Origin of the sequence: Paucisalibacillus algeriensis (genome assembly GCF_000577245.1) — a bacterium.
GTDB lineage: Bacteria > Bacillota > Bacilli > Bacillales > Amphibacillaceae > Ornithinibacillus.
The window spans coordinates 208,921-234,978 of the sequence record NZ_CBYO010000007.1; the positions used below are offsets into that span (position 1 = coordinate 208,921).

The 26,058-nt window shown below is 36.3% G+C and carries 24 protein-coding genes; 12 read left to right on the plus strand and 12 right to left on the minus strand.

Features of this window, described 5'->3' with window-relative positions:
- Nucleotides 1–33 precede the first annotated feature (33 nt).
- The 3 genes from TY11_RS05555 to galU form a co-directional block, all read right to left on the minus strand.
- A complete protein-coding gene (locus TY11_RS05555; protein ID WP_042143753.1) occupies nucleotides 34–1,155 on the minus strand; it encodes a glycosyltransferase in 1,122 nt (373 codons plus the stop codon).
- Nucleotides 1,156–1,159: 4 nt separating this feature from the next.
- On the minus strand, nucleotides 1,160–2,320 hold the full coding sequence (locus TY11_RS05560) for a glycosyltransferase (RefSeq protein ID WP_369797393.1): 1,161 nt from the start codon (nucleotides 2,318–2,320) through the stop codon (nucleotides 1,160–1,162).
- A gap of 278 nt (nucleotides 2,321–2,598) precedes the next feature.
- Nucleotides 2,599–3,480: a UTP--glucose-1-phosphate uridylyltransferase GalU gene (gene galU / locus TY11_RS05565; protein WP_042143755.1), complete on the minus strand. Its 882-nt coding sequence runs from the start codon at nucleotides 3,478–3,480 to the stop codon at nucleotides 2,599–2,601.
- Between the two features lie 183 nt (nucleotides 3,481–3,663).
- Between galU and TY11_RS05570 the strand changes: the two genes are divergently transcribed.
- A complete protein-coding gene (locus tag TY11_RS05570; RefSeq protein ID WP_042143758.1) occupies nucleotides 3,664–4,977 on the plus strand; it encodes a nucleotide sugar dehydrogenase in 1,314 nt (437 codons plus the stop codon).
- A gap of 53 nt (nucleotides 4,978–5,030) precedes the next feature.
- Here TY11_RS05570 and TY11_RS05575 read toward each other — a convergent pair whose 3' ends face one another.
- Complete coding sequence (locus TY11_RS05575) at nucleotides 5,031–6,488, minus strand: APC family permease (protein WP_042143761.1); 1,458 nt, start codon at nucleotides 6,486–6,488, stop codon at nucleotides 5,031–5,033.
- A 217-nt stretch (nucleotides 6,489–6,705) separates the two neighbouring features.
- Between TY11_RS05575 and TY11_RS05580 the strand changes: the two genes are divergently transcribed.
- Entirely contained in the window at nucleotides 6,706–8,148 is a 1,443-nt protein-coding gene (locus tag TY11_RS05580; RefSeq protein ID WP_042143763.1) for a sodium:solute symporter family protein, read from the plus strand.
- A gap of 18 nt (nucleotides 8,149–8,166) precedes the next feature.
- On the plus strand, nucleotides 8,167–9,825 hold the full coding sequence (locus tag TY11_RS05585; protein ID WP_042143765.1) for an amidohydrolase: 1,659 nt from the start codon (nucleotides 8,167–8,169) through the stop codon (nucleotides 9,823–9,825).
- A gap of 46 nt (nucleotides 9,826–9,871) precedes the next feature.
- Here the strand turns inward: TY11_RS05585 and TY11_RS05590 are convergent, their stop codons facing one another.
- From TY11_RS05590 to TY11_RS05605, 4 genes are all read right to left on the minus strand, one after another.
- Nucleotides 9,872–10,594, minus strand: coding sequence for a GntR family transcriptional regulator (locus tag TY11_RS05590; RefSeq protein ID WP_042143767.1), 723 nt, complete (start codon nucleotides 10,592–10,594; stop codon nucleotides 9,872–9,874).
- 222 nt (nucleotides 10,595–10,816) lie between these two features.
- Nucleotides 10,817–11,902 (minus strand): glycosyltransferase family 4 protein, encoded by a 1,086-nt coding sequence (locus TY11_RS05595; protein WP_042143770.1) that lies wholly within the window; start codon nucleotides 11,900–11,902, stop codon nucleotides 10,817–10,819.
- A gap of 186 nt (nucleotides 11,903–12,088) precedes the next feature.
- Nucleotides 12,089–12,340 carry a hypothetical protein gene (locus TY11_RS05600; RefSeq protein WP_155982670.1) on the minus strand — a complete coding sequence of 84 codons (252 nt, stop codon included), beginning with the start codon at nucleotides 12,338–12,340 and terminating at the stop codon, nucleotides 12,089–12,091.
- A 126-nt stretch (nucleotides 12,341–12,466) separates the two neighbouring features.
- Complete coding sequence (locus TY11_RS05605; protein WP_042143774.1) at nucleotides 12,467–12,961, minus strand: hypothetical protein; 495 nt, start codon at nucleotides 12,959–12,961, stop codon at nucleotides 12,467–12,469.
- Between the two features lie 294 nt (nucleotides 12,962–13,255).
- Here TY11_RS05605 and TY11_RS05610 point away from each other — a divergent pair, with 294 nt between their 5' ends.
- Complete coding sequence (locus TY11_RS05610) at nucleotides 13,256–13,597, plus strand: hypothetical protein (protein WP_042143775.1); 342 nt, start codon at nucleotides 13,256–13,258, stop codon at nucleotides 13,595–13,597.
- A 235-nt stretch (nucleotides 13,598–13,832) separates the two neighbouring features.
- Here the strand turns inward: TY11_RS05610 and TY11_RS20825 are convergent, their stop codons facing one another.
- Both TY11_RS20825 and TY11_RS05615 read right to left on the minus strand, forming a co-directional pair.
- Nucleotides 13,833–13,988, minus strand: a complete 156-nt coding sequence (locus tag TY11_RS20825; protein WP_231495785.1) for a hypothetical protein — start codon at nucleotides 13,986–13,988, stop codon at nucleotides 13,833–13,835.
- Between the two features lie 39 nt (nucleotides 13,989–14,027).
- Nucleotides 14,028–14,528, minus strand: coding sequence for a glycerophosphodiester phosphodiesterase (locus tag TY11_RS05615; RefSeq protein WP_052345757.1), 501 nt, complete (start codon nucleotides 14,526–14,528; stop codon nucleotides 14,028–14,030).
- A gap of 271 nt (nucleotides 14,529–14,799) precedes the next feature.
- Between TY11_RS05615 and TY11_RS05620 the strand changes: the two genes are divergently transcribed.
- The gene (locus TY11_RS05620) at nucleotides 14,800–15,414 is read left to right on the plus strand and encodes a type 1 periplasmic-binding domain-containing protein (RefSeq protein ID WP_042143777.1); all 615 of its coding nucleotides are present in this window, start codon (nucleotides 14,800–14,802) and stop codon (nucleotides 15,412–15,414) included.
- Between the two features lie 199 nt (nucleotides 15,415–15,613).
- Here the strand turns inward: TY11_RS05620 and TY11_RS05625 are convergent, their stop codons facing one another.
- Nucleotides 15,614–18,706, minus strand: a complete 3,093-nt coding sequence (locus TY11_RS05625; RefSeq protein ID WP_052345758.1) for a S8 family serine peptidase — start codon at nucleotides 18,704–18,706, stop codon at nucleotides 15,614–15,616.
- Nucleotides 18,707–19,081: 375 nt separating this feature from the next.
- Between TY11_RS05625 and TY11_RS05630 the strand changes: the two genes are divergently transcribed.
- Nucleotides 19,082–19,489, plus strand: coding sequence for a hypothetical protein (locus tag TY11_RS05630; protein WP_042143779.1), 408 nt, complete (start codon nucleotides 19,082–19,084; stop codon nucleotides 19,487–19,489).
- Nucleotides 19,490–19,799: 310 nt separating this feature from the next.
- Here the strand turns inward: TY11_RS05630 and TY11_RS05635 are convergent, their stop codons facing one another.
- Nucleotides 19,800–20,222 carry a hypothetical protein gene (locus TY11_RS05635; protein ID WP_042143781.1) on the minus strand — a complete coding sequence of 141 codons (423 nt, stop codon included), beginning with the start codon at nucleotides 20,220–20,222 and terminating at the stop codon, nucleotides 19,800–19,802.
- A 306-nt stretch (nucleotides 20,223–20,528) separates the two neighbouring features.
- Between TY11_RS05635 and TY11_RS05645 the strand changes: the two genes are divergently transcribed.
- The 6 genes from TY11_RS05645 to TY11_RS05670 all read left to right on the plus strand — a co-directional run bounded on the left by TY11_RS05645 (nucleotide 20,529) and on the right by TY11_RS05670 (nucleotide 25,969).
- Nucleotides 20,529–21,221: a threonine/serine exporter family protein gene (locus tag TY11_RS05645; protein WP_081755853.1), complete on the plus strand. Its 693-nt coding sequence runs from the start codon at nucleotides 20,529–20,531 to the stop codon at nucleotides 21,219–21,221.
- A gap of 139 nt (nucleotides 21,222–21,360) precedes the next feature.
- Nucleotides 21,361–21,915 carry an RNA polymerase sigma factor gene (locus TY11_RS05650; protein ID WP_042143787.1) on the plus strand — a complete coding sequence of 185 codons (555 nt, stop codon included), beginning with the start codon at nucleotides 21,361–21,363 and terminating at the stop codon, nucleotides 21,913–21,915.
- Nucleotides 21,908–22,669: a hypothetical protein gene (locus tag TY11_RS05655; RefSeq protein ID WP_042143789.1), complete on the plus strand. Its 762-nt coding sequence runs from the start codon at nucleotides 21,908–21,910 to the stop codon at nucleotides 22,667–22,669. Before TY11_RS05650 ends, TY11_RS05655 begins: the two co-directional genes overlap by 8 nt.
- A 1-nt stretch (nucleotide 22,670) precedes the next feature.
- Nucleotides 22,671–23,546 (plus strand): ABC transporter ATP-binding protein, encoded by an 876-nt coding sequence (locus TY11_RS05660; RefSeq protein ID WP_042143791.1) that lies wholly within the window; start codon nucleotides 22,671–22,673, stop codon nucleotides 23,544–23,546.
- A 5-nt stretch (nucleotides 23,547–23,551) separates the two neighbouring features.
- Nucleotides 23,552–24,814, plus strand: a complete 1,263-nt coding sequence (locus tag TY11_RS05665; RefSeq protein ID WP_042144249.1) for a hypothetical protein — start codon at nucleotides 23,552–23,554, stop codon at nucleotides 24,812–24,814.
- A 12-nt stretch (nucleotides 24,815–24,826) separates the two neighbouring features.
- The gene (locus tag TY11_RS05670) at nucleotides 24,827–25,969 is read left to right on the plus strand and encodes an ABC transporter permease (RefSeq protein WP_042143793.1); all 1,143 of its coding nucleotides are present in this window, start codon (nucleotides 24,827–24,829) and stop codon (nucleotides 25,967–25,969) included.
- The last annotated feature ends 89 nt before the right edge of the window (nucleotides 25,970–26,058 follow it).

Here is a 26,058-nt window from a genome sequence, read left to right on the forward strand (position 1 = left end):
CTTTCGTTATAATTATATCCATTAAGGTAAAAACTAAGTTAGCAGTTCTTCGTACCAGCTAACAAGCTTTTTTTCTTCCACATTCCAATTCAAGCTTAACAATACAGCTTTCTTGCCGTTTTCTCCCATCTTTTTTGCTTCCTCTGGATGAGATTTCAAATAATCAATAGCTTTTTTTATTTCCTCATCATTATATGGATCTACTGCTATCCCACATTGATAGGTCTCGATAAAGTTCTTCCATACCGGAAAGTCTGAACAAAGCACCGGGAGCCCCGCACTCATATACTCAAAAAACTTGGTTAATTCTTTTTTCATGTAATGTTCTGTCGGTGGAAATAGAGCAATTCCCGCTAACCAATTCTTACTTAGATAGCACTCTTCAATTCTTTCCTTCTGGACAAACCTATCCAAGCCTTCTATGACTAGTTTTTCCTTTTTATTATTTGCTACTTGATACATTTCATTTGCTACATTTCTGGAACATTTACCAACAAAATGCACCTTAATAGACTCATCAATTAAGGGTAGTTTGGCATGAATTAGTGCCCCTCTAACATGTGTCACATTTCCCGTGTACAGTAATTCATTTTCTAGCATACCATTATCCCTTTGTTGATTAAGAATATTTTCATTAATAGTAGGGTAGTTTAGTATACATTTTCCCCTTGGATAGATATCTTTATAATACTTTTCTGCCAAACAAAGCTCTAATTTGTGACTAAAGAGTGCCTCCATAAATTTATACGTTTTGGCAATAATCTTTTTTATGGGTTTACTCAAATAATCTTTCTGCAAAATACTGGTAATATAGTCTTCATGTATGTCATAAATGACGATATTACTTTTCTTCTTTAATAGCCAACCCACTGGTAAAAGCTCTGGATCGTGAAAATGATAAACATCAGCATCAAGTTTTTTAGCTTTTTTATATGCATCAAAAGTTCCAAAAATCATTCTCTTCAAGCGACTATCGTATTTTTTTAGTTTTATATGTTTTATATCTCTAGTACTTGAAGGTTCGTCTGCCTCTTGTGCAATAAGTGTAACATCAAAACCAGCTCTATTCAGCGATTTACATTCTTTATGATAAATTCTCGGGTCATATGGGTGATGCACAGTTGTTAAGTGTACTACTCGTTTAGGAGTACTCATATTATCAGCTCCTACCTGCTAACCTTTGTTCCATCTTCAAAGTTTGACGGAAAACATCCTCATATTGTTTCACAATTTCCTCTGCAGCAAATTCACTTGCTCTACTTAGTCCGTTATCAATCATGATAAACCTTTCTCTTTCAGAAAGATTCAACACGTCATAAATTTTCTCTGCCATATCCTTAGCGTTTCCTATTTCACATAATTTACCGTATTCACCATAATTTAATACTTCAACCGCCCCAGGTTTACAATCCGTGGAGACAATTGGCACCCCTGTTGCTAAAGCTTCTGCTAAAACATGACCAAATCCTTCTCGTAATGAGGATAAGACAAATAAATCTGCTTTGGAAAAGTAAATATAAGGATTTTCCATAAAACCTAAAAAGAATACACTATCTTCTATATTCAACCCTTTGACTTGTTGTATAAGTTGTTCTTCTAGTTCACCTTCACCAAGAATGACTAACTTCACGTTCATTTTTTCTTGAACCTTGGAAAATGCATTGATTAAGGTTTTATGGTCCTTGTCGTTCACTAGTCTACCCGCGGTGATAATTACTTTTGATTGTCCATCGAAAATCTTTTGATGTTTCTCATTGATTTGTCCATCCGTTATATTTTTTGTAATAACTTCAATATCAACAGGATTATAGATTACTGTAATCTTTTCAGAAGCTACTTTATAACGTTTAATAATATTTTCTTTTACCCCTTTTGACAATGAAATAACCCGACTTGAAAACTTGTATAACAATCCAACTAGCCTTAATTTCATATCAGAAGAAGTTGTTCCTCCTAAATAAGCCGCTTCCCTCACAACATTCTTCGCTCGCGAAAAGGAAAGTAGTCTAGCTAAAATTGCTACTATATTGTAATTCGGAATTGTACTAAATACTAAATCAACTTTTTCCTTCCGTATTAGTTTTGCTAACGGAAGAATAGCTGAACGTAGTCGTGTTGTTTGTAATTTAATAAATTTTATATCTTTATTTAAGTAACTTTCATAGCTACCATTGTAATTTAAGGTTACAAGAATTGGTTCGAAATTTCCCCTGTCCATATGGTTCACTATATTTAATATTGTTCTGGCTGCACCACCGGCTCCCATTTGATATATAAAAAACAGGACTTTTTTCTTTTCCATTATTAACAGCCTTTCCATTCTGTGGCTTCCAAAAATAGCAAATACTCATGGAATTATAACACAGCTAGCGAATTTTATAAATTATTGTCAAACCCTTTTTACAACAAAAAAGGAATCTGGTGTCCTTACCAAACTCCTTATTCTTTAACTATGAACTGTAGCCCGACCAAGTGAGTGATATTTAAGTTCAGAGAATAGCATTTATCACCACCAAATATCCTCATAAATTTACTACAATTTTTTAATAGATATTCCTTTTATTCCTTCCATTTATTAAGATGGTTGCTACATCAACATCAACTTAATGATTTTAGTTTTAATTCCATATATTTTTTTACATCATGATGTAAATCAGGACGATTCAAAGCAAAGTCAATTGTTGCTTGAACAAATCCTAGTTTATTCCCGACATCATATCTTCTACCTTCAAAATTATATGCTAACAGCTGCTCTGATTGATTAAGCTTTACTAATGCATCTGTGAGCTGAATTTCATTATCTTTTCCTGGTGCTTGATTTTCCAAAATAGGAAAAATATCTGGTGAAAGGACGTATCTACCCATGATTGCTAGGTTAGAAGGTGCTTCCTCTCTATTTGGTTTTTCTATTAAGGTTTCTATAGCTGTAATTCTAGGTCCGTATTGTGCACTTTCTAATGGTTTAATTACCCCATATTTAGAAATCTCCTCCATCGGAACATCATGCACTCCGACTACAGAGGACTGATATTGCTCATAAACATTTATTAGTTGTTTTAATGTAGGCTCATTTGATTCTACGATATCATCACCTAGCAAAACAGCAAATGGCTCATTTCCTACAAAACTATGTGCGCATGCTATTGCATGACCAAGTCCCTTTGGTTCTTTTTGTCTAATATAATGAATATTAGCAAGGTTAGATATAGCGCGGACCATTTTCAGTGTCTCATCATCACCTTTGATAGATAGTTTTTCCTCGAGCTCATAAGAGATGTCAAAATGATCTTCTATTGCTCTTTTTCCTCTTCCGGAAATAATGATAATATCTTCAATACCTGAAGCCACCGCTTCTTCTACGATATATTGAATAGTTGGTTTATCTACAATTGGAAGCATTTCCTTTGGTTGTGCTTTCGTTGCCGGTAAAAAACGTGTACCTAATCCTGCGGCTGGAATAATTGCTTTTTTTACTTTCATACCGTTATCTCCTCTATTAAAAGTTCATATACTGGTAGTTTATCATAATGAATTTCCTCAACCAATTTTTATGAGACATTGTAATAAATGCATTCATAATACAAACATTGTATAATATTAAATAGAATGAATGGTCACTATAAAGTTATACGATGTAAACAATAAAAAAAGGTAGGCAAAATGATGAATTTATATGAAAAAATAGAAGCTAAAGAAGAAAAAATTTCGGTTATTGGGTTAGGATATGTTGGGCTACCACTTGCAATAGAGTTTGCAAAAAAATATGATGTTGTAGGCTTAGATACCAACATAGCAAAACTTGATAAATATTTAAGTGGTATAGATGTAACGGATGAAGTTGGCGATGAGGCAGTTAAAAATACAACTATGAAATTCACGAGTGATGATAAAGAACTGCAACATTGTAGATTCCATATTGTAGCTGTGCCTACTCCAATTAACATCGACAAAACACCTAACTTAGCCCCTGTTATAGGCGCCAGTGAAACAGTTGGACGAAATTTAACCAAAGGCTCTATTGTGGTATATGAGTCTACAGTATACCCTGGTACAACAGAAGAAATATGTATACCTATTTTAGAAAAAGAATCCGGACTAAAGTTTGGAACTGACTTTAAGGTTGGATATTCTCCAGAAAGAATCAATCCTGGGGATAAAGTGAACACATTAACAAAGATAATGAAAATTGTTTCTGGTTCAGATGAGGAAGCACTACAAGAAATCTCGAAAGTATATGGATCCATCATTGAAGCAGGAGTTTTTGAAGCAGAATCCATTAAAGTGGCTGAGGCTGCTAAAGTAATTGAAAACTCGCAGCGTGATATCAATATTGCATTTATGAATGAACTGTCTATGGTGTTTAACAAGATGGACATTAACACAAAAGCTGTGCTTGAAGCTGCTGGTACCAAATGGAACTTTCTTAAATTCACACCTGGACTAGTAGGTGGACACTGTATTGGAGTAGATCCTTACTACTTTACCTATAAAGCAGAACAACTTGGATACCATTCGCAAATTATCCTATCAGGAAGAAAAATCAATGACGATATGGGAAAATATGTTGCTGGCAATATCATTAAGCAAATGATTAAAGCAAAACAAGATATAGACGGTGCGAGAGTTGCCATCCTTGGTTTAACCTTTAAAGAAAATGTTGGAGATGTTCGTAACACGAAAATCATAGACATTGTTGAAGAACTAAAAGAGTATGGCGTAAACGTTTTGGTCCATGACCCTGTGGCTGAAGCAGATGATGTTTATCATGAATACAACATTACCCTTGTCAATGAGGAAGAATTAAAGGAAATAGATACTGTTGTTTTGGCAGTTCCACATAAAGAATATCTTGAAAACTACGACTTAAATAAATTAAACGGACTTTACCGAAATGATAAGAAAGTTTTGGTTGATATTAAAAGTGTATTGAATCGACAAGAATGCGAAGCAAAAGGCTTCCAATATTGGAGTCTATAATAAACATAAAACCTGTAAGCAGCTACTCCTTGCCTACAGGTTTTTTATTTTTGCTATTCTCTTGTAGCCTTAATTTCCTTAGTTCCTAAAATCAAATAGTTCAATTCTTCCTGTGGAATATTTTTTAGTTCTTTTCTTTTCACTAGATAAAAAACTAAACCTAGGACAATCCAAGCAACTAAAGCAACACGTGATTCAATTCCTAGGAATGCAGGTGAACCAGGGAAAAGCAATAAAACTAAAAATGTTATACTAGCTACCATCCCCAAAGCAGCAATCGCCTTTTTCCAAGGTGAATCTGTATGAAGAGATGGATTAAAGCTGGTACTATTCTTACTCTTAAAGAATGAAAATGCAGCATAACAAGAGTAAAAATATGCAATAGTAACTCCTACTGAAGACATATCAACTACCCAAAGCAATGCTTCGCGTCCAAACCAAGGAGCAAATAGGGCAATGATAACAGTAAAAATAATTCCCCAATAAGGAGTATTGTATTTAGGGTGTACTTTTGCAAACGCTTCTGGAATAAACTTTGCACGAGCCATTGCGAATAATAGTCGACTTGATGATAGAATGAATCCATTTAACCCAGTAAATATCCCCATTGAAAGTGCAACTACTAATAATACTAATCCAGTGGTACCAAGTAAATTTTGGATTGCAGTACCTGTTCCCCATAAATGCCCTGCTTCAACTAAGTCAGTCCACGGAGCTGCCATAGAAGTAGCAATAATCATTAAGCTATAAAGTACTGCTGCTGCAATTATCGCGAAAACAATTAGACCAAAAGCCTTTTTAGTAGAAAAGTTAAATTCCTCAGCAGCCTGTGGAACATTATCAAATCCCACATATGCCCATGGCGCAATAGCAACTATAGAGATGATAGCTGCAAACGCTGTAGTTCCTGCAGGAAATAGTGGATCAATATTAGCAAGTCCTGCATCAGGCTGTGCTCCAACCATAAATGTTAGCGCAACTATTGCACCGATCATCACACAACAAAATATAAACTGTAACCTTCCTGAAAAGGAAGTAGCTTTTACATTAAAGTAACCAAATAAAGCTAAAGCAACTGTCGCTATAATGACTTCAGTAAAATAAACATTCCAGTTTGCTACTTGATATAGCTGCATATTTTCAACAAATTTTGGAAAGACAAATTTAAACATTAGTGCAAGTGCAGAAGCATTTAATGCTACGATACATATGTACCCTAAGGTTAAAAACCAACCACAAATGAATGCATGTGTACGCCCTAAACTTGCAAACGCATATGCAAATTCCCCGCCAGATACGGGAAAACTTTTTATTAAAAATCCATAACTTACAGCGATTAATATCATCAATAATCCACCAATACCGAAGCCAAGGATGACCCCTAGTGGACCAGCTGTAGACATCCAGTTAACAGGCTGAACAAAAGCTCCCCAACCTATCGCAGAGCCTAGCGCTATCGCCCAAACCCAATGGGGCTTAAGGGATTTATTTAAAGTAGTTCTCTCTTTCATGTGTACTCTCCTTTGAATATCTGAATTATTTCATTATTATATGTTAAGTTAGATTTCTTATCGATACAATATTGTTCGGACGTCCGTACCAGTTCCATTCATCTCAGCTGGTACGAACATTCTGACAACCTTTCCACACAGAATTGACTCCCGTAAAATTTCCAATAAGTAATCCCTTAATTATACGGGGGAAAAATTCGAAAGGTGTGTTCATATTTTGAATTGGTATTTAATATGGATAATTACATTTATCCTTTTCATTACGGCTATAGGAGTTTATTATGCAAAGAAAATAAAAACGGCTGATGACTATACAATGGCTAACTTCAGTCTAGGTTTCTTTCCAATTTGCGGTAGTATTATTGCCACCTCGCTAGGATCAGCTGCTGTTATCGGAAGTTCGGGTAAAGGTTTTGAGATTGGCTTTGGTTGGTTTTTAACTAAATTCCCGGTTGCTTTATTCTCTATCCTGTTAGCAGTTCTACTTGGTTCCACAATTCGAAAACTAAAATTATATACTCTGCCAGATTTATTTGTAAGGAGATTCGGAAAGGCATCTGGAATTATCCCATCTCTAATCATTAGCATTCTATACATGACACCGACATTTGGAATGCAAATTGTTGGAATGGGGGCAATATTGACAACAATAATCGATATCTCCATGATCAACGCAATGATAATCGGATTTGTAATTTCCGTTGTTTTCACCCTTATGGGAGGATTACCTAGCGTTGCTTGGACAGATGCTATACAATCCGTCTTAATCCTTGTAGGGCTTATTGTTATGTTTTTAATGGGCCTCCATTATGTTGGTGGTATGGATGTTGTTATTCAAAATACCCCTTCTCAGTATTTTGACTTATTTAGTATGGGATCTACCGAGTTAATTAACTACTTAATTATCTTTGGTCCATTTTATCTAGTATGGCAAACTACCTGGCAGCGTATCGCTGCTGCAAAGACTGAGAAGATTGCCAAAAGAGGTGTTTCCATTGGTTTCATTATCACATTTTTCGTTGCATTATTCTCTATAGGAATAGGAGTAATTGCACGGCAATCAATACCTTTAGATACGGATCCTGATCTAGTATACACTGCATTTTTAACAGAGGTATTCCCTCCTGCAGTTGGTGGTTTTTTTATGGTTTCTTTATTTGCAGCTGTACTTACTGGGGCTACATCTTTTCTTCTTAGTGGTGCTCTGAATATCTCCAAAGATATCTATCAAGGGTGGATAAATCCTAATGCTGATAGCCAAAAGGTATTGAATGTCTCTCGGTTATCGGTAGGTGGTATGGCTATTGGTGGATTACTAGTTGCGCTACTAATTAATGATGTTATTGAAATTTACTCCTTTGCATTAGCACTTTCAGCTATCACAATGGTCATGCCAGTTTTAGCTGCAATGTTCTGGAAGCGTGCAACAAAAACTGGTGTTATATCTAGCGTTATAGGTTCCTTAATTATAGCTGTTATATGGAATATAATGGGAGAACCATTTGGTTGGCATATGATTATTCCAGGAATTATATCCTCTTTTATTATCTTGTTAATAGTTAGTCTGTTAACCAAGCATTCAACTGATGAGAATGTAGATGCCTATTACTTTTCTGTGAAAGATGTCAAAGAAAGTGAGTCTATTCAAGATGTTATCTAAAGAAGGAGGAGAATTAGTTTGAAAGATATCTCACTGCTTATCAAAAATGCGAATGTACTTACATTAGATGATAACAACCGAATTGCTGGTTCTGTTGCTGTAACAGATGGGAGAATAGTTGGAATATGGGATAGCCCTGAACCCCCAAGAGGGGCTATATCGCTATCCGAAAAGACAACTATCGTTGATTTAAAGGGCGAAACCTTAATACCTGGTTTCATCGATACACATAACCATATATTGATGTATGCTTTAATGCGTTCACAGGTTAACTGTAGTTCACCATTAAATAGGTCCATACAAGACATTCTTAGAAAGATTGAGGAGAAGGCAGAAGATACACCGGATGGAGAGTGGATTCAAGGGTATGGTTTTGATGATACTTTAATTTCTGATCAACGGCATATAACCAGGGATGAACTTGATAAAGTTGCTCCACATAACCCTGTATTTATTAAACACATCTCTGGACACTTAGCCTATGTTAATTCCCAAAGTTTGGCGCTTGCCGAGCTCGCTGAAATGGAACAGGATCCAATTGGAGGTCACTATGGCCGTTATGAAAACGGAAAGTTAAATGGGATACTTTATGAAGGTGCAGCAATGGCACCTATTACTTCAATTATTCCTAAAAAGTCGGTAGATGAGATGGTTAATTCTTTAAAATATACAGCCCATGAATATTTAGTCCAGGGAATTACAACGAACACAGATGCGAAAGTCAATAATATAGAAGAATTGACTGCACATCTTATTGCAGCAAAAACAGGTGTGAATCCAATGCGTACAAGGCTAATGGTGATGCATCCCCTGCTAAGAAAAGGAGAAGCTTTTAGCCGTTACACACCTGAGGAATTAAACCAAGAGTTAATGAATAAATCTAATAATCTAGTTAAATTAGATAGCATTAAGATGTTCCAAGACGGATCCATTCAAGGTTTAACTGGCGCTCTAAGAAAACCTTATTTTAATAACACACATTTACTTGGGGATTTGATCCATTCACAAGAATTATTCCAAGAAGAAATATTGGACCTACATAAAAGGGGATTCCGTATTGCCATTCACGGTAATGGTGATCGAGCTATTGGCTCAATACTGGATGCGTTCGAATATGCCCTATCTAAATTTCCTAGGCAAAGACACCAACATCGTATTGAACATGTCCAAACAGGAACAACTGCTGATATAAAAAGAATGGCTAGATTAAACGTAGCAGGCTCATTTTTTATTAATCATGTCTATTATTGGGGAGATCGACACGAGAAACTATTTTTAGGGCCGGAGCGCGCAAGCCGTATTAGCCCTTTGGCTGATGCCATTAAGAATAACCTATTATTTACGTTGCATTCGGACTGTCCTGTTACACCTATTTCTCCCTTATTCTCAATTTGGGCAGCAGTAAATCGTAAGACAAGTTCCGGAAAGGTATTAGGACCTGAACAACGTATAGATGTTATTAATGCTTTAAAATCAATGACCATATTTGGTGCAAGATTGAATTTTGATGAAGCAAATACAGGAAGCATCGAAATTGGCAAGCTAGCAGACTTTGCTGTTTTGGAGGCTGACCCTACTATTGAAAGCAACATAGAGGGGATTAAAGATATAAAGATTAGAGCAACTTTTATAAATGGTACACCTGTTTACGGCGAGAAAATATTAGTAAGCATATAGATAGTTAGCCCGGGTAACCAACATTTGTTTACCCGGGCCAATACCTTTAATTACTTTTTCTAGATAAATTTATTTTAAACGAATACATGTCAGAACGGTAATAAGCAATTTCAAACTCTACGAAGTTGTCATTAACATCTGTAATTCTTCGCTCAGTATTTAGCACACTAAATGCGGAGGAAACACCTAGTAATTTGGAATCCTCTTTAGTGACTTTACTAGATTTAATTATCTGTTCTGCTGCAAACGTTTTAACACCCATTTTTTGTTCTAAGAGATCATAAAACGCTTCTTTATTTAAATCGTATTTAACTAATTCTTGACCGATTCTCACCGGATAGTAATGTCTCTCAATACCAATAGGAATCTTATTAGCATAACGAACTCTTTTAAAGAAATATGCTTCTTCCAACCCTGTGATATCTTTTAGTCTATCATCTAGTTCAACAATCTTATGCTCAATTAATCTGGCACCTGGGACCATTCCCATTCTTTCTATAGTTTCTGACGTACTACTTAGATTACCTAGCCAATCATTAATAGGTTTAAGCTTAACATAAGTACCTCTACCAGGTCTTTTTTCTAGGACGCCCTCTCTAACCAATTGAGCAATTCCTTCTCTAACAGTACTTCTACTTACATAATATTCATCCATCAATTCCCTTTCACTAGGAATTTTCTCAATGTATTCACCTTTAAATATCTTTTCTTCGATTTGATTTTTTAGTTGAATATGAAGTGGAACAGAATTTGTGTAATTTAGTGGCATAAGATTTTTCACCTCTATATAAAGTATAATACATTTAGAAAGTATTCAAAAGTAGAAATTCTTCCCTGTGCACTTGAGGAAATAACATAGAATTAGTAATAAGTTTAGTTACTATTCAGAAATAATAAACCCACATGATATCATGCGGGTTTATTAATAACATATCTTTTTAAAAGTTATTACGGTTACAAATCACTTTATTCTCACTTGAATTCAAGTCTTCTAATGCTGTTCTTGTTTCGAACCCTTACGTTTAAATATTTTCCCAAACATATCCAGGACTGGTCGTTTCCCTCCAAATACCAAACCAGCGATCTCGGCCAATATGTGCAATAAAAAGATTAATATGATAATGATATATAAATTTGTTGTAATAGTGGCCTCGTTAAATATGACAGCAAGTGCACCAAATATTGCACTGATTCCATAAAGAATGAGTACAGTTTTCCGATGACTATATCCAGACGCAAGTAACTGGTAATGTATATGCTTATTATCTGGCATCATAATGTTCTGTTTATTAAGGAAGCGACGCAATATAGCAAATAATGTATCAAATATTGGTACCGCTAAAACAATAACCGGAATAACGAAACTAAATAACGCAATATTTTTAAACAAACCGAGTATCGAAATGACGGCAATCATGTATCCAAGAAAATTAGAACCAGTATCCCCCATGTAAATTTTTGCAGGATAGAAATTATGGTATAGGAACCCCAGATTAGCTCCAATTAAAACGACACAAAAATAAGCAACTAATAAGCGTGAGTCAATTATTGCCATGATAAATAAACTAATTAATGCGATGGAAGTAACCCCGGTAGCCAACCCATCTAACCCATCTATTAAATTTATAGCATTCGTTATCCCAACAACCCATAACACTGTTATTAGAACACTAAAAAACCCTAGTTCTACTTGCCCGATAATTGGTAGCGTAATACGCTCAATTATCAGACCACCCGATATCAAAAAGGATGTGGCTATTAATTGCCCTGTTAGTTTTGCAATTGGACGGATAGTAAACCTATCATCGAGTGCTCCAGTAATTACGATGACAATAGCACCACAAACAATCTCAAGTAAATGCTCATCTTGTGGTAGTAAATATAATGCACCAAGAAAAGCACCAATAAATATTGCCAGGCCCCCTAGCCTTGGTGTCACTTTCTTATGTATCTTTCGGTGATTAGGCAAATCAACTGCACCAATCTTAACCGCAAACTTCTTCACAGGAAAAGTTAACACAAAAGTAGAAAGCAAAGCTATGGTAAAGGCTATTCCTAAATCCAAATAATTAAACATAGCATTCTCCCTAATAGTTTTGTCGTATTATCTATGTAGCATTATATCGGAGCAGACAACTACTGGCAAATTTGTTTGCAAACGGACGGAGGTGTTGTACATCATGTTGTACATCCTTGTTCCTCTATTTTTCGAATTAATAGCGTATCCGAACAAGGTGCACATACGGTTCACGTGATTCAACTTCTATCTTTGTTCCCTTTTATACTCCTCGTAACGCTGTTTATATTCTTCTTCGGTAACTGCATGAAATAATAGGTTGTGGGTACTTGCCCAAAAGGACAAATCAAAACTGGATGCATCTTCTTGATGGAAGTTTCCTTCTAGTTTCATTGTTTTTCCTTCTACTGTCGTGTGGAACTCTATCATTAGCCCATCCGTTATTCCGTACAAAACATAAGTAGATTCTTCGTAGGAATTATCTTTGTTTGTCACCATAAGTAGGGATCCTGTCAACTCCCCTTCTAGAAGTGCCTCGTCTATCTTTATGAAAAGTTGGAAGGATTGGTCCTCACTCGTGTAAAGAAACCCGTAGATACTTTTTAAATCGTTAAAAAAGTTTCTCTACCGTTCGTATTCTTTATGTTCTGCATAATACATTATGTTATCAAACTCTTCTTTCAATCCATTTATATGTGTCTGTAGTTCTTCTTTGGTAGCAACTTTATAAAATATGCCATCACTATTCCCTTGAGATCGTACAAACAGATCTCCTTCTCTAAGTTTAGCGTTATAAATCGTAATTTCTTCACCCTTATTTACGGTAATCTCATACTCATTATTATGTTTTTCACCCTTTAATTGGTATATCTTCTCTTCCAATACTGGAACTTGTCCGGGTTCATCTATTATCATCTGCTGGTGGAATCTTCCTTCCAAATTTTCTTCTTGTATGGTTAGCTCAAACCAGTGTAGTTCACCTTGATCATGGAAAATAAAAATCTCGGGTTGATTCATCGCTGCCTTTTTCTCATTAGCCTCAGATATCAACCACCATAGCGATACAATAATTAGCATAGTTGCTAGAAAACCTATTGCCCTATTTTTTATTGTCTTCATTTCATTTCACCCCGTAGAGTTTATATTTTCAACTGAATATAATTATTGGTTATAAGCAGTTCATTTTTTATAGTTTATATTAATTCAACTAATTATCTTTTAATGATATGTATATTACAAACAATATAAGTGTAATGATTACTATTTTACAAATCTCCTTTTTTACCGATATACCATATAGAACTAATTTTAATAATATATAAATTTACTTTCCATTTGATACGGTAAAAATCCTGCTTCATCAGATGATTTAATAAAAAATAAATATACTCCAAGATAGAGGAGCATGATAATGTGTTCAAAAGCAAACTAGCTAAAAAAGAATACCTATTTCGTAGAACATTCTTTATGATTTCTAATGAAGTATTAGTGGAATTGGTCGCTTTACTTATAGAGCCCGATCAATTTACTTATACAGAACTTCATGAGAGTAGTAATACGGTAGCCACCGTCTCAAGAGAAATGCGGATTGCAGCGCTTCCTAGAAGAAAGGCAAAACTATTACTAAGTAGTGAGTATCTTATCGAACAACATCCTATTAATCATTATCAATTCAACTATTTAGTAACTAGTTATAGGGAAAATCTACTTGATGTAACAAACGAAGTGCTTGACCGCGTTAAAAAAGGCCGATAACGTTTCGTTATCGGCTTATAATTTTCTTCTACCTCCCAAGAATGGATCAATTCAGTTATCTTAAATAAATACAACCGACACCATTCAAGGTATCGGCTGCACACTATACTCTCACATACTCTTCACGACGGAAGTTCTTTAAAACTGCATAAATCATAATAGGGAAAAGCATCAAATAAATCATTAGTTTCAAGTAAGACCTTCTCTTTTTTATCAACACTAACAATCCTCTCTATTAAGAAAATACTGCCTTGTATCTCTCCAACTCATCTGTTGTCACCAAGATAGAAGGATATTGCTTAATCGTTTTCATCTGCTCCACTGTATTTACTGTCCAAACTACCAGTTGAACACCCAATTCCTCACATTTTCTAATATGCTTCTCCTTCACGGAAGAATATTTCACCGCGAAATATTCTGCATTTAACTTTTAAATGAGCCGATAATGTGACGGACGAATTCTATTAGCAAGTGGACCAATCTGAATGTCATTCGATATGCCTCGTAATGTTTGTAAGGATTCATGATCAAAGGAGATCACATATATCTGATTTTCCATGTTGAGTTTTTTGATTACCTTATAGACCTTTTGTTCAATACCTGGATAAAGGTTTGGGTTCTTTAGTTCAATAGATACTATAATGCGGTCTATCGCTAATTGTAGCGCTTCTTCTAATGTAGGGATTTTCTCATTTGGAGCGATTGTAAATTGCTTCAATTCCTCCAATGTATATTTGCGGATCTCGCCATTTCCATCTGTCATACGGTCAATCGTATGGTCGTGCATCACAACGGGAATTCCATCCTTACTCATATGCACATCAAGTTCCATATGTGAAAAACCTAAATCAATCGCTGCCTGAAAGGATGATAATGTATTTTCCGGGTAGTTCACTGGATAACCACGATGGGCAATGCCTCGAATCGTCATCTTAATCCTCTTCCTCCCTTTACCTACATGTTATACCTCTTCAATTTACAGTATACAGCTCCAATGTTAACTGGATATTAGGGGAGTGTGAAGTAATTGTAAAACAAGATTTCCTTCTTCCAAAACCTAGTACATTTATGTTTCCCTTACACGTATATCCACCACCACATAGGAAATCATGAAATTAATAATAAAATTTGCCATGTTCGACAACATTCTTAATTGAGAACAACTATAATGAAACTAGAACATACTTTTTAGGAGGGATAGGATGAAGAAAAAGATACTAACAGCTGTACTAGCAGGTGCTTTATGTATAGGTACACTGCAACTTGTTCCTGTTATTGCAGGAGAAAAACAAGATAACACGTCGCCAAAAGAAAAACCGTATACATCCACAAGTGAGTTGCGAGCAGATAGAGATACTAACGTTAATAACGATCGACTTACATCTTTAGCCGAGGAATATGGTATTTCCTTAGAAGGCAAAGATTTAAAAACCGTTCAAGAGGAATTACGAAATGCCTTACTCAATGCAAAGGCAAGTGAGTTAGGAATTTCAACAGAGGGTAAGAGTTTGGAAGAGTTAATGAATGAATTTAAAGCAGCTACTGGAGAAGATTTCAAATCCAACAAGGAAGAAAACACATTAGCTACCGATATAAACGATTACCGAATGAAGCTCGGGAACCGAAATGACTTGCTGAAAGACATGGCGAAAGAATATGGAATCGAATTAGATGAAAAGAATCCGCAAGCTACTCAACAAGAAGTTTTAGAGAAAATGATAAACGAAAAAGCTGCGGAATTAGGTATTTCAACTGAAGGAAAAGATTTTGATACATTAAAGGAAGAGTTACAGGAAATTATGGATCGAGGTAGGTAGTATATTGGCTATCTACATAGAGATAGTAGAGCAAACCTCGTGAGGTGCTCTACTATTTTTTATTGTATTAACTGATATTTGTTGCTTTAATTTCTTTCTACTAGGACAAAGGGTCAGGAACCTTGTCCCAACTGGGACGAGGTTCCTGACCCTTTGTCCCCGCACCACTGTTAGTAGTAGTGCGGAGTTGTTTTTTTAATTATCTAATTTTATCAAACTTACCGTTTCCATTACCTTGTGGTCCCATTACTACAGAGTAAGAAACGTTACCAGCATAGTCAACGGTTGTAACTTCTACTATTGAACTTGGGTGAACATTCTTTAATAGATACGTAGTTTCACCTTCTGGAACTTCTACAGTCTCACCATTTACTTCAATTGTGAACTCTTTAATTCCGCTTCCTTGTCCATCACGTACCATAATCACTGCTTCACGTTTACCACGTTGAATCACGGAGCGAACGGATGGAGCAAGTGTATCAACCAATACAGGAATTTCAATAGACTGTGCTTCTGCACCTTCATAGTCAATTACCCCTACAGCTTGAAGCTGGTACTCGCCATCACGTGCTACCTTACCATCAATTGTTCCATCCCACATCCAGTCAGACGAAACCTTGTAAGCAGTACCTCGACCATTGTCATAATAGTCTTTACGTAGGTATGACTCTGTCGCAATGGTTTCTACTACATTACCATTTGCATCTAGAACATTAAATGAAACTTCCTTTACGTTTCTTAAAAACGATAGGATTAACCCTGCATCATCTAGTGTGCCATCTCCATTTGGAGAGAATGCAAGTTTAGATGGATCTTCACTAATATGCCCAAAACTTCCCTCTCCAAGAGACGTAACGACACCTGTCATTTCATAGAAACTTGTACCACTCCATAATTCTGTATCAAAAATTGGAGCGTCATCCCACTCACCTTTAAATCCAACATATGGTACTGAAAGTTCAGGGTTTGTGTCAGTTGGGTCTGTTAACGTAACATAACCTTCTAACCAGTATCCGTTTGTATAGATTGATTTCAGATCTGCATCCCAATCACTTACATCAATGGAAACTTCAAATGTAGCGGTACCGTTAGCCGGTACTTCAATCGTACTAACTGCTTCACCATCAACAGTCGCAACTCCTGGCATGTCTAATGCACCAAATAGGTTTGGCGCTGTTACCGTCACACCAGCATTTACTGGCGTATCTGTTTGTGCATTTGCACTTACTTCATAGCTTACCGCTTCATCTGTGAAGTTTTCAGCTGTTAATTCAAATGTTACTTGGTTTTCACTTACTTCTTTCAATGCTACTTTTGCTTCACCTGTTTGCGAGTCAGTCACAACGACTGGAGTGGATAGTGCAGCATGTAGTTGCATTAGGCCAGCACCTTGACGACGAGGTGATACAAGAGCACCATCAAATTCTACTAGATCAGATGTGTTCATTAATAGTTTCTTAGCAAGTTCTACACGATCTCTTCCTTCTAAACCGAATTCAGAATCAACGCGTTCCATTACTAACGCACTACCACCAGCTACGTGTGGAGCAGCCATAGAAGTTCCACTCTTCACACCGTACTCACCATTATTAATAGTAGAGTAGATTTGCCCTCCAGGAGCCGTAATTTCTGGTTTGAAATCAAGGTTCTGTGTTACACCCCAAGATGTGAACGTACTCATGTTTCCAGCTTCCGCATTTGGAACTGCTGTTTTTCCACCAGTGAAAGTTACCGATGTAGCTTGCCCTTCTAAAAGAGCTGCTGCTAGAGCATCACCATCTGTCTTCGCTAAGAACAATTGTGGAATCACAATTGCAGGATCAGACGCCATATTAATCATGCCATCTGTATTGTTATACACAATCACACCGCTTGCACCAGCGGCTTGTGCGTTTAATGCCTTCGTTACGAAATCTAATTCACCACGTTGAACGAGAGCAAATTTACCTTCTACTTCTTTTCCTTCATAATCCTCTGGATGACCTAATCCAGCTTCTACTAATTCAAACGTTGTTCCCGTTGTTGGGGCAACTGCACCTGCTGACATAAATCCAGCTGCGACCGCTTCCCCACCATCAATATTATACTGAAGCTCATCAACAGAAACATGCGAGTTTTCAAATGATGCTACTTGTAAAGAATCATAAGAAATACCAGGTGAACCTACTACGCCATAATCAGGGTTAGATGCGTATGGATAGAAGAATCCACTACCTAACATATCTGAGTTACCAGCGGAAATAGCCATCATAATTCCATTCTCCACAGCACGAGAAACTGCTACTTGATCTGGAGATTCATGATCAACAAATCCAGCTGGAGCACCTAGACTCATATTTAGCACATCAGCACCTAGCTTAATGGCGTCATCAATTGCCGCCACATAGATATCACTGTATGTACCACCAAATGCTGGATCGTTACTAAATACTTTTAAGTTTAAAATTTGTGCCTCTGGAGCAATACCAGTAATTCCACCATTAGCTACATCACCATTTGCACCAACTGTACCTGCTACGTGCATTCCGTGTGCGCCTGAGCTATCGTTAAAGTCTGTATACTCATGGTTTTGGTCAAAATAATTGTATCCATAAGGAACCTTTTCTGTATAATACACCCCAGGAAGCCCTTCAGAACCAATCACAGAATTTACTTCCGCTTCTGTTAAAGCAACCTCGGTTTCCTCTGAAACAACGAGATCCTGGTGATTATGATCAACACCAGAGTCAATAACCCCAATGACCATCCCTTCACCTTTATAGCCATATTCGTTCCAAGCAAGTTGTGCCTGAACTAAATCCTTTGAGTAAGCCATGTCTGGTTCAACAATTGGCTTTTCATATAATGTAGAAATCACTACGTTTTTAACGTTAGGAAGCTTTTCGATTTTTTCAATATCACCATATTTAACTTCCGCACTAAATCCATTCATAACTGCATCAAATTCTTGAAGGTACTTCGCATTAATATTCTTATCCTTCATCGCCTTTTTTGCAGCATTTTTCTTTGCTTTTGCTTCATTTAGAAGCTTCTTTTTCTCCGTAACACTTAAGTCGCCAAACTTAACCCCTTTTTCTGTTGCTTTTTCGATTGGGGCATCACCGTCTATTTCAACCGTGACACGTACTACTTCATCTACATCATATGCTTTAATTTCTTCTTCCGAAAGGGTTTCTTTCTTCAGATTGGTTCTATTAACGACAATATTTCCCGGTGCAGCATACGCAAAGGTACTAAACGCTAATAGAAAAATTAAAGATAATACCGAAGTCCTCTTCAACATCTTGCGCATTTTCTTCCTCCTCTGTAAGTTTGACTAGATTATTTAAGTCTTTAGTCTCTATTAATCTATTAGACTAAAAACTTAGATTATTATAATGATAGATAATTCCTAAAACTTAGACAAGATACAAAGGTCGTAGTACATTATAATTATAGATTCCTGCGATTTCGCTAAAGTTTGCAAATTTTCTGTGATATACCGCATAAGATTACGGGTATATTTACCTATTTTTTGTTGAAATATAGTACTAGAAAAATACCTAGAGTCTGTTATCCAAAGATGTTTTTCTTCTATTAAGGGGCTTTTTTGAGAGTTGAGTAGAGGGGCTACTTATGCTAAGATACCCATGAGCAATTTAAAATTTTCAGAATGAGGTGATTTTCCATGAGCAGTCCTTACTATTTCGCATTTGCATCCCTACTAGCAGTCATTCCAATTCTATTACTCTTTAAAGTTAACATTGAAAAAATCAAAGAGAATCCCGCGGAAATCGGTAAAGTTCAAACCAAATTTTTCATCGGGGTTGCGATCGCAGAAGTAATCCCTATCATCCTAATAGTCTTAGGTATGATGGACCTAACAGCCGTTTCCACCATGGAAGAATTGTACATACCTGGCCAAATCGTGATCCTATCACTTGTGTTTTCACCATTTTTCATCTTCCTACAAAAGTCAGTAGGAGTACCAGAAGAAGCAAAACAAGTTGTTAACACCTTTTCCTTTATTGGGATGGCAATGGCCAATGCTATTCCTTTTATTTCGTTGGTTTGTTTAATTATGTTGTTGCCTTAGAGTTGAAGCCTTCCTGTAGTGGGGAGGTTTTTTGTTATGGTTAGGTGGTGGTTGGTTAACTTTTGGTGGTGTTAGGGTGGTTAGTTGCTGGGTTGGACTCATGCTCTCTTTGGAAGGGAGCATGGTTGTTGGGTTTGGGCTCATGCTTTTGTTGGAGAGGCACTTGGTTACTCGGTTCTGGCGCATGCTCTGGCTAGAGGGAATTATGGTTTCTATTCCCGGTCAGATCATTCATCATAAACAACGTATCACTTTCCATTGTTTACAGAATAAAAAGCTCACTATTCAATTAGAGAGCTTCCATTTGCATTTATTTATTATAAATTTCCTTATAAGCTATTACTTTCAGTGCAGTTATTTCTTCTTCGGTTAATTTTTCTTCAATATTTTGAAGGATCTCCTCTTTGGAAACTCGCCCTTCTTGAACCTTAGTTTGTATGTCTTTTATTCCTGAGATGCCAAATTTTTTCACGATTACTCTTGTTGCTTCTTCTTTTGTGGTAAATGGCAATGTGCTTGCATCTGCTGATTGTGCATCATTAATAAAAGCCCGCAGTTCGGGGTCACTTTCAATTGCTCGTTTGATGTTTTCCATTTCCCCACTATTCTCTAATTCAGCCATAAGTGCTTCCATTAATTTTTCTGAAGCAATTTTTGTTCCAAAATGGTAAAGCCCATAACCAAGACCACCTAGAATAATGATGATGATCAGAAAATATTTAATAATTTTCATACTGCCTCTTTCACCTCTCGAGGACTATTATACCTGTTTTTTACCTGGATAGGGATTAAAATTTTGGGAAACGGGTTGGGTGCATGCTTTAGATTGTTGGGTGGATGATTGCTCGGAATGGGTTCATGCTCCAGCTTACAGGTGTCATGATTACTTAGTTCTGCCACTTCCCCCCCAATCCAACACAAAAACTTCCATCTCTCCCCATTCCCTACTATAATAGGAAAAGACAATACAGTTCGGGGTTGATATAATTTGGAAAGACATGAGTACATTACAAAACTTTGCTTGCTGACTGGGAAAATCATGTTAGAGAGTAGTGCGGAGACGTATCGGGTGGAGGATACAATGAACCGTATTGCACGGGCTTTTGGCGTGGAGAATCCCCAGAGCTATGCGACACCGACTGGGATTTACTTTTCTATTGACCAGGCTGAGCCGGCTAATATGATGCGGATTGTGAAACGGACGACGGATTTAAATAAGATTGCTGAGGTTAATAGTGTTTCTCGGAGGATTGCTGCTGGGGAATTGAATATGGAAGATGCGTATCATGCATTAAAGGAATTGGAGAAACAGAAATCCTTGTATTCCAACAAACTCATGGTTTTCATTGCTGCGCTTGCGAGTGGATGTTTCACCATTATGTTTGGTGGGATATGGGCTGATTTTCTTCCATCGGCTATTGCTGGTGGGATTGGGTTTATTGGATTTTTGTGGTTTGATAAGCTGGTGGAGATCCGCTTCATCTCTGAGTTTGTAGCTGCCTTCTTTATCGGCCTTCTAGCAGTCTTCTTTATCCATACTGGTTTAGGTGTTGAGCTGGATAAGATTATCATAGGTGCGGTTATGCCCCTCGTACCGGGACTGCATATTACGAATGCTGTCCGCGACTTATTAGCCGGGCATTTGGTTGCAGGGTTATCAAAAGGAGTCGAAGCATTGCTGACGGCTTCGGCGATTGGTGCTGGAATTGCTGTGGTGCTTGCTTTTGTATAAAATTCATTGGATGGTCTGTCCTCAAATTTATGAGGGCAGGCCATTCTATTTTTGAAAAAAATAGATTTACATAAAACTTTTATCCACCCTTTTTCGACTATAAGGATAGAGGGGCATGGAGAGGATTACGTGGTGAGAAATGGATTTAGAGAAAAAGTGGATTAGAGAGATTAAGAGAAATGCAAGTTCGGATGCTGCTAATCAATTGATTTCCAAATACTACAAAGAAATCTATGGATTTGTATACAAACAAACGACAGATACCGAACTATCACTTGATTTAACACAAGAAATCTTTATTAGCGTGCTGAGGTCCATTCGCCATTTTGAAGGACGGAATGCAACGTTCCGGACATGGCTTTATCAAATCGCTTCCAATCGAGTGGTGGATTTCTATCGTTCTAAACAATACAAAATGAGGCGACTATCCGAAACCATTGAGGAAATTAAGTTGAGTGATCAAGAAGATATGATGCTTTCCCTTGAATATAAGGAAGATATAGAAAAAATCACTTCGATTATCAACACACTAGAAGCAAGCTACCAAAAGGTCATTCGTCTAAAGTTATTTGGGGACTATCGTTTCAATGAAATAGCGGAGATGGAACAAATCCCGTTATCGACAGTTAAAACAAGGTATTATGCATCATTAAAGTTAATTAAAAAGGAAATGAAGGTGCATCGTGATGAGTAAGGAAAAATTTCATATTCAACTGCCTAGTGAAGACCTGATTCAATCCGAAATTACTACCATAGTTGCTAACGGATTAAAGCCTAAAGAGTCGTTCTATGCGTATTTAAAGCGGTTATACAAACAAATTGGTTTACGCAATCTGTTACCAAACCGTTGGGAAGAGTTCCTTATTATTTTTTCCGTATTATGTCTCTTGATTGTTCTGCCATTCAATTTAGTGGAGAGTAATAATTATCTGATTAGAGACTTTTACATGATCACATTTTTACTATCTCCTCTGTTATTTATGGTGCTTTCTATTTATCAATTGGTAAGTCGAATCCAAGCTGCTACCTATGAAGTGGAGATGGTATGTAAGTATAATCTCTACCAAGTTGCTGCTTTTCGCATGTTAGTGTTTAGCATCATTGCTATCGTGGTCAATATTCTCAGTGTACTTTCTATTTTCTTGATAATTGATGGAATTCATCTTTTCAGAGCTTTGATGATTTCGATTTCATCTCTGTTTCTTTTTTCTATTATTTTCTTGTATGCCTATATGAAACGGCAATCGAGATTGATTATTGCCTTAGTCATTTGTGGATGGATTGCTGTAAACATTGGTTTAAGCTATGTGAGCCATGAATTCTATCTTGATATGTTAATAAATGTGCCAATCATTGTATATGCCATTGTTTTAGGCTTGAGTGTTGCTATTTATTTCAATTTTTTAAGAAAATTGGTGTATTTAAAACCAGTAGAAGGAGTTCGATAATATGTTGGTCATACAGGATGTAAGTAAGAACTACGGTAATTTCACAGCTTTAAAGGATATTAATCTTGAATTCAGTGCCGGTGTTTACGGTCTACTTGCTCCTAATGGTGCTGGTAAAACAACATTAATCAAGATGCTTGTCACACTTATTTCACCAAGTAAAGGAGAAATCTTATATAACGGAACAAATATTACTAATTTTGATGAGGAGTATCGCGATATTCTTGGGTATCTCCCCCAGCAATTTGGCTATTACAAGCATTACACACCGAAGAAGTATTTGATGTATCTAGCCGCACTTAAAGGAATAGACAAAAAGGTTGCACATGACAGAATCACTGAACTTCTAAAAAAAGTAGCATTGTCCGATGTTGCCAACAAGAAGATGCGGAAGTTTTCTGGAGGAATGATTCAACGTGTTGGTATAGCACAGGCTCTGTTAAATGATCCCAAAATATTAATATTAGATGAACCAACTGCTGGACTGGATCCAAAAGAGCGGGCACGTTTTCGTCAGTTATTAACCGAATTATCTCGGGAACGATTGATCATAATTTCCACACATATTGTCTCAGATATCGAGTCCATTGCTAATGAAGTGGTCATGATAAAGAATCAAGAGCTTTTGTATATGGATTCTGTCGAAAATATTTGTCACACGCTTGAAGGTTCTATCTACGAAACGTCCATTGCTAATGAAGAACTGGAATCATTTAGAAAGAATCATGTGCTACTTTCAGAGAAACAAGAACGAGGAAGTATGCTTGTACGATTCGTTCACAAAGGGAGTCCTGAACCAGAATGGACATTAAAGAGTCCTCATCTTGAAGATGTCTTCCTATTTGAATATCGAGATGACCTCTCGTTGGATGTGTGATGGCCATGCGTATCTCATTATACGAAAGTAAAAAAGCATTAACATCGCCTATTATTCTATTTTTACTGGTCCTATTTACCGTCTATAACATTTTCTTAATCTATAACTCTTCTGATTTTAAAAAAGAACTACATATCGCTAATGATATTGCTAAAAACTATGGATTAGACATTACAGATGAATCACTACTTAAATTAGAAAACGATATGCAGGAAGATCTTTCTTATTTAAATGAAATTACTTCTGAAAAAGTCGGACAAACGTTTACGAGTTCAGGAGAATTTTTCACTAATTTACGCTTTGAGGATCAGGAAACATACACGGAAGAACAATTAAATTCTTTTTATGATTTGTATGTAAAGGAAATGTATTTGGGTACGGCAAAAGGGATAGATGATTCTTACAATAAAATCGATATAGCGACATTGGGAGAAGACGGTATTCGTAGCTATGGATTGACTGGGTCAGCTGCAGATACCCTTAGAAAGCAGTTTGAGGTGTTTGAGGATCGGTTTGAGCAAATGAAGGCAAATGCTGAACATAAAGAATGGTTTTTTGCTGGAAAGATGTATTTTATGCATAGCCTATTATTTAAAAGCTTGTTCCTATCCATTATATTAGAATCTATTATTCTAATAGTCCTTTCAACCGCTTTAATTACCAACTACGAGTTTGAAAACAGGACACAACTTGTCACCTTTGCAACGAAAAGAGGACGGCGATTGATGGGGGATAAATTGTCAGCTTCCTTAATTGTCTCCACATTCCTTTCTGTGTTTTTGTTGGGTTCTTCTTTATTCATATATTTTATAGTGTATGATTATAGCCATTTGTGGGGCAGTTCTATTAGTAGTGCATTTAACTGGGAGTATCAGTTTCCTTACGTGTCATGGTGGGACATGTCTCTATTAACCTTTTTAATTTGGTCTATCGCACTGTTTTATGCTTGTATGCTTCTTTTTGCAGGGGCGACATTCGTTATTTCGGTACTGATTAAAAATAGTTATTTTACATTCTTTGTATTTGCGGCGATTTTTGCCATTCTATTCTTATTGCAGGGATTCATGCCGAAATCCTCTAACCTTTTGTTTGCTGCAGGATTCAATCTATCTAGTCTCGCCTTAAATCCTCATCAGTGGTTTATGGCAAGCAAAGGATTACTCATCTTTAAATACTACGAATGGATTACGGTATTGGTCTGGATGGTTTTCATTACGGTCTTCATTATTTTGGTTATCAAGCATTTCAAAAAACGGGAAATTGTCTAAGGGGAAGTGTATATGCGAATCATCTTACATGAAATCAAAAAAATCTTAAACTGGAAAATCGCCTTGATGTTAGTAATTGTAAATGTAATATTGTACTTTTGGTTCATCAGTTTTCATATTGATTATTTCCCTAATGGAAGGCCAGCATTAGATTCCTATCGAATTGGTGTGGAAATGGTCGAGAAATACGGGACTTCTTTAAATGAGGAGGAGATGATGGACTTTGAAAAGACATATAAAGAGCGAGTAAAAGATGCCGATGAATATATTCAATCAAGACAAGACTTTAAAGAAGCAGAAATTGGTTCTTATCAAGAGTTTAAAGAAATTGATTTTGAAAACCAGGCACAAGCTGAAGTACGCAACAAAGTAATATTTGAAGAATATATCGATATTTTTTGGGAGCTTCAAGCACGTGAATCATTATTAGAATTTCATGATGAACATGGTATGATCATGGCCAATGAAATGGAAAGAGCTAATACGAAACAGAAAGAAGTTTTAGCGAGTATTAGTGCAACCGGTAACTATTATATTTATCCTGAGGGAGCGTTTTATAACTTCCAAGAATTTATTAAAAATGTAGCAATTGCAATTATCATTAGCGTTGTATTGGTCGCTTCACCGATTTTTCTAAAAGATCGTTCTTTGCGGTTAATTGATCTGCAATATTCTTCAAGGGTAGGGAGAAATGTATTTAAGAAAAAGGTAATTGCGGGATTGGTTTCAACTTTAATAGTAGTAACAGCGCTATTAGCTGTTTACTTTAGTATTTATTCGTTAAATGATACGGAAATGTTCTTTGATGTCCCGATTAATTCCTTTATCGGAGGATTTCATTGGTATGATATTACATTCTTCCAATACATTATGATAACTGTTGCTGCAATTTACATATTGGGAATTGTTTTTTCTGTACTGGCTATGGCATTTTCCAATATTATGCCTAACTTTGTAGCCTTAGTTGGTGTTCAAATTCCGATTGTTATCGGTTTGATCATCTATGCCCTTTCCATGTTAGTGAATGGTATTACGGTCCTGTCTAGTTTTCCACAATGGTTTGTTCCGACATGTCATATGGTTCTAGTTTTTGTGGGTACCGTATTTATGTTTTTTGTTTGGAGAAGAGAAAGGAAATTGGATATTGTACAATAGTTATATTTTCACGAAGTGTTCATTGAGGAATTTATAAATGATTACTTAGATTCGTTATGCAGACATAACGAATCTTTTTCTTTTGCTAA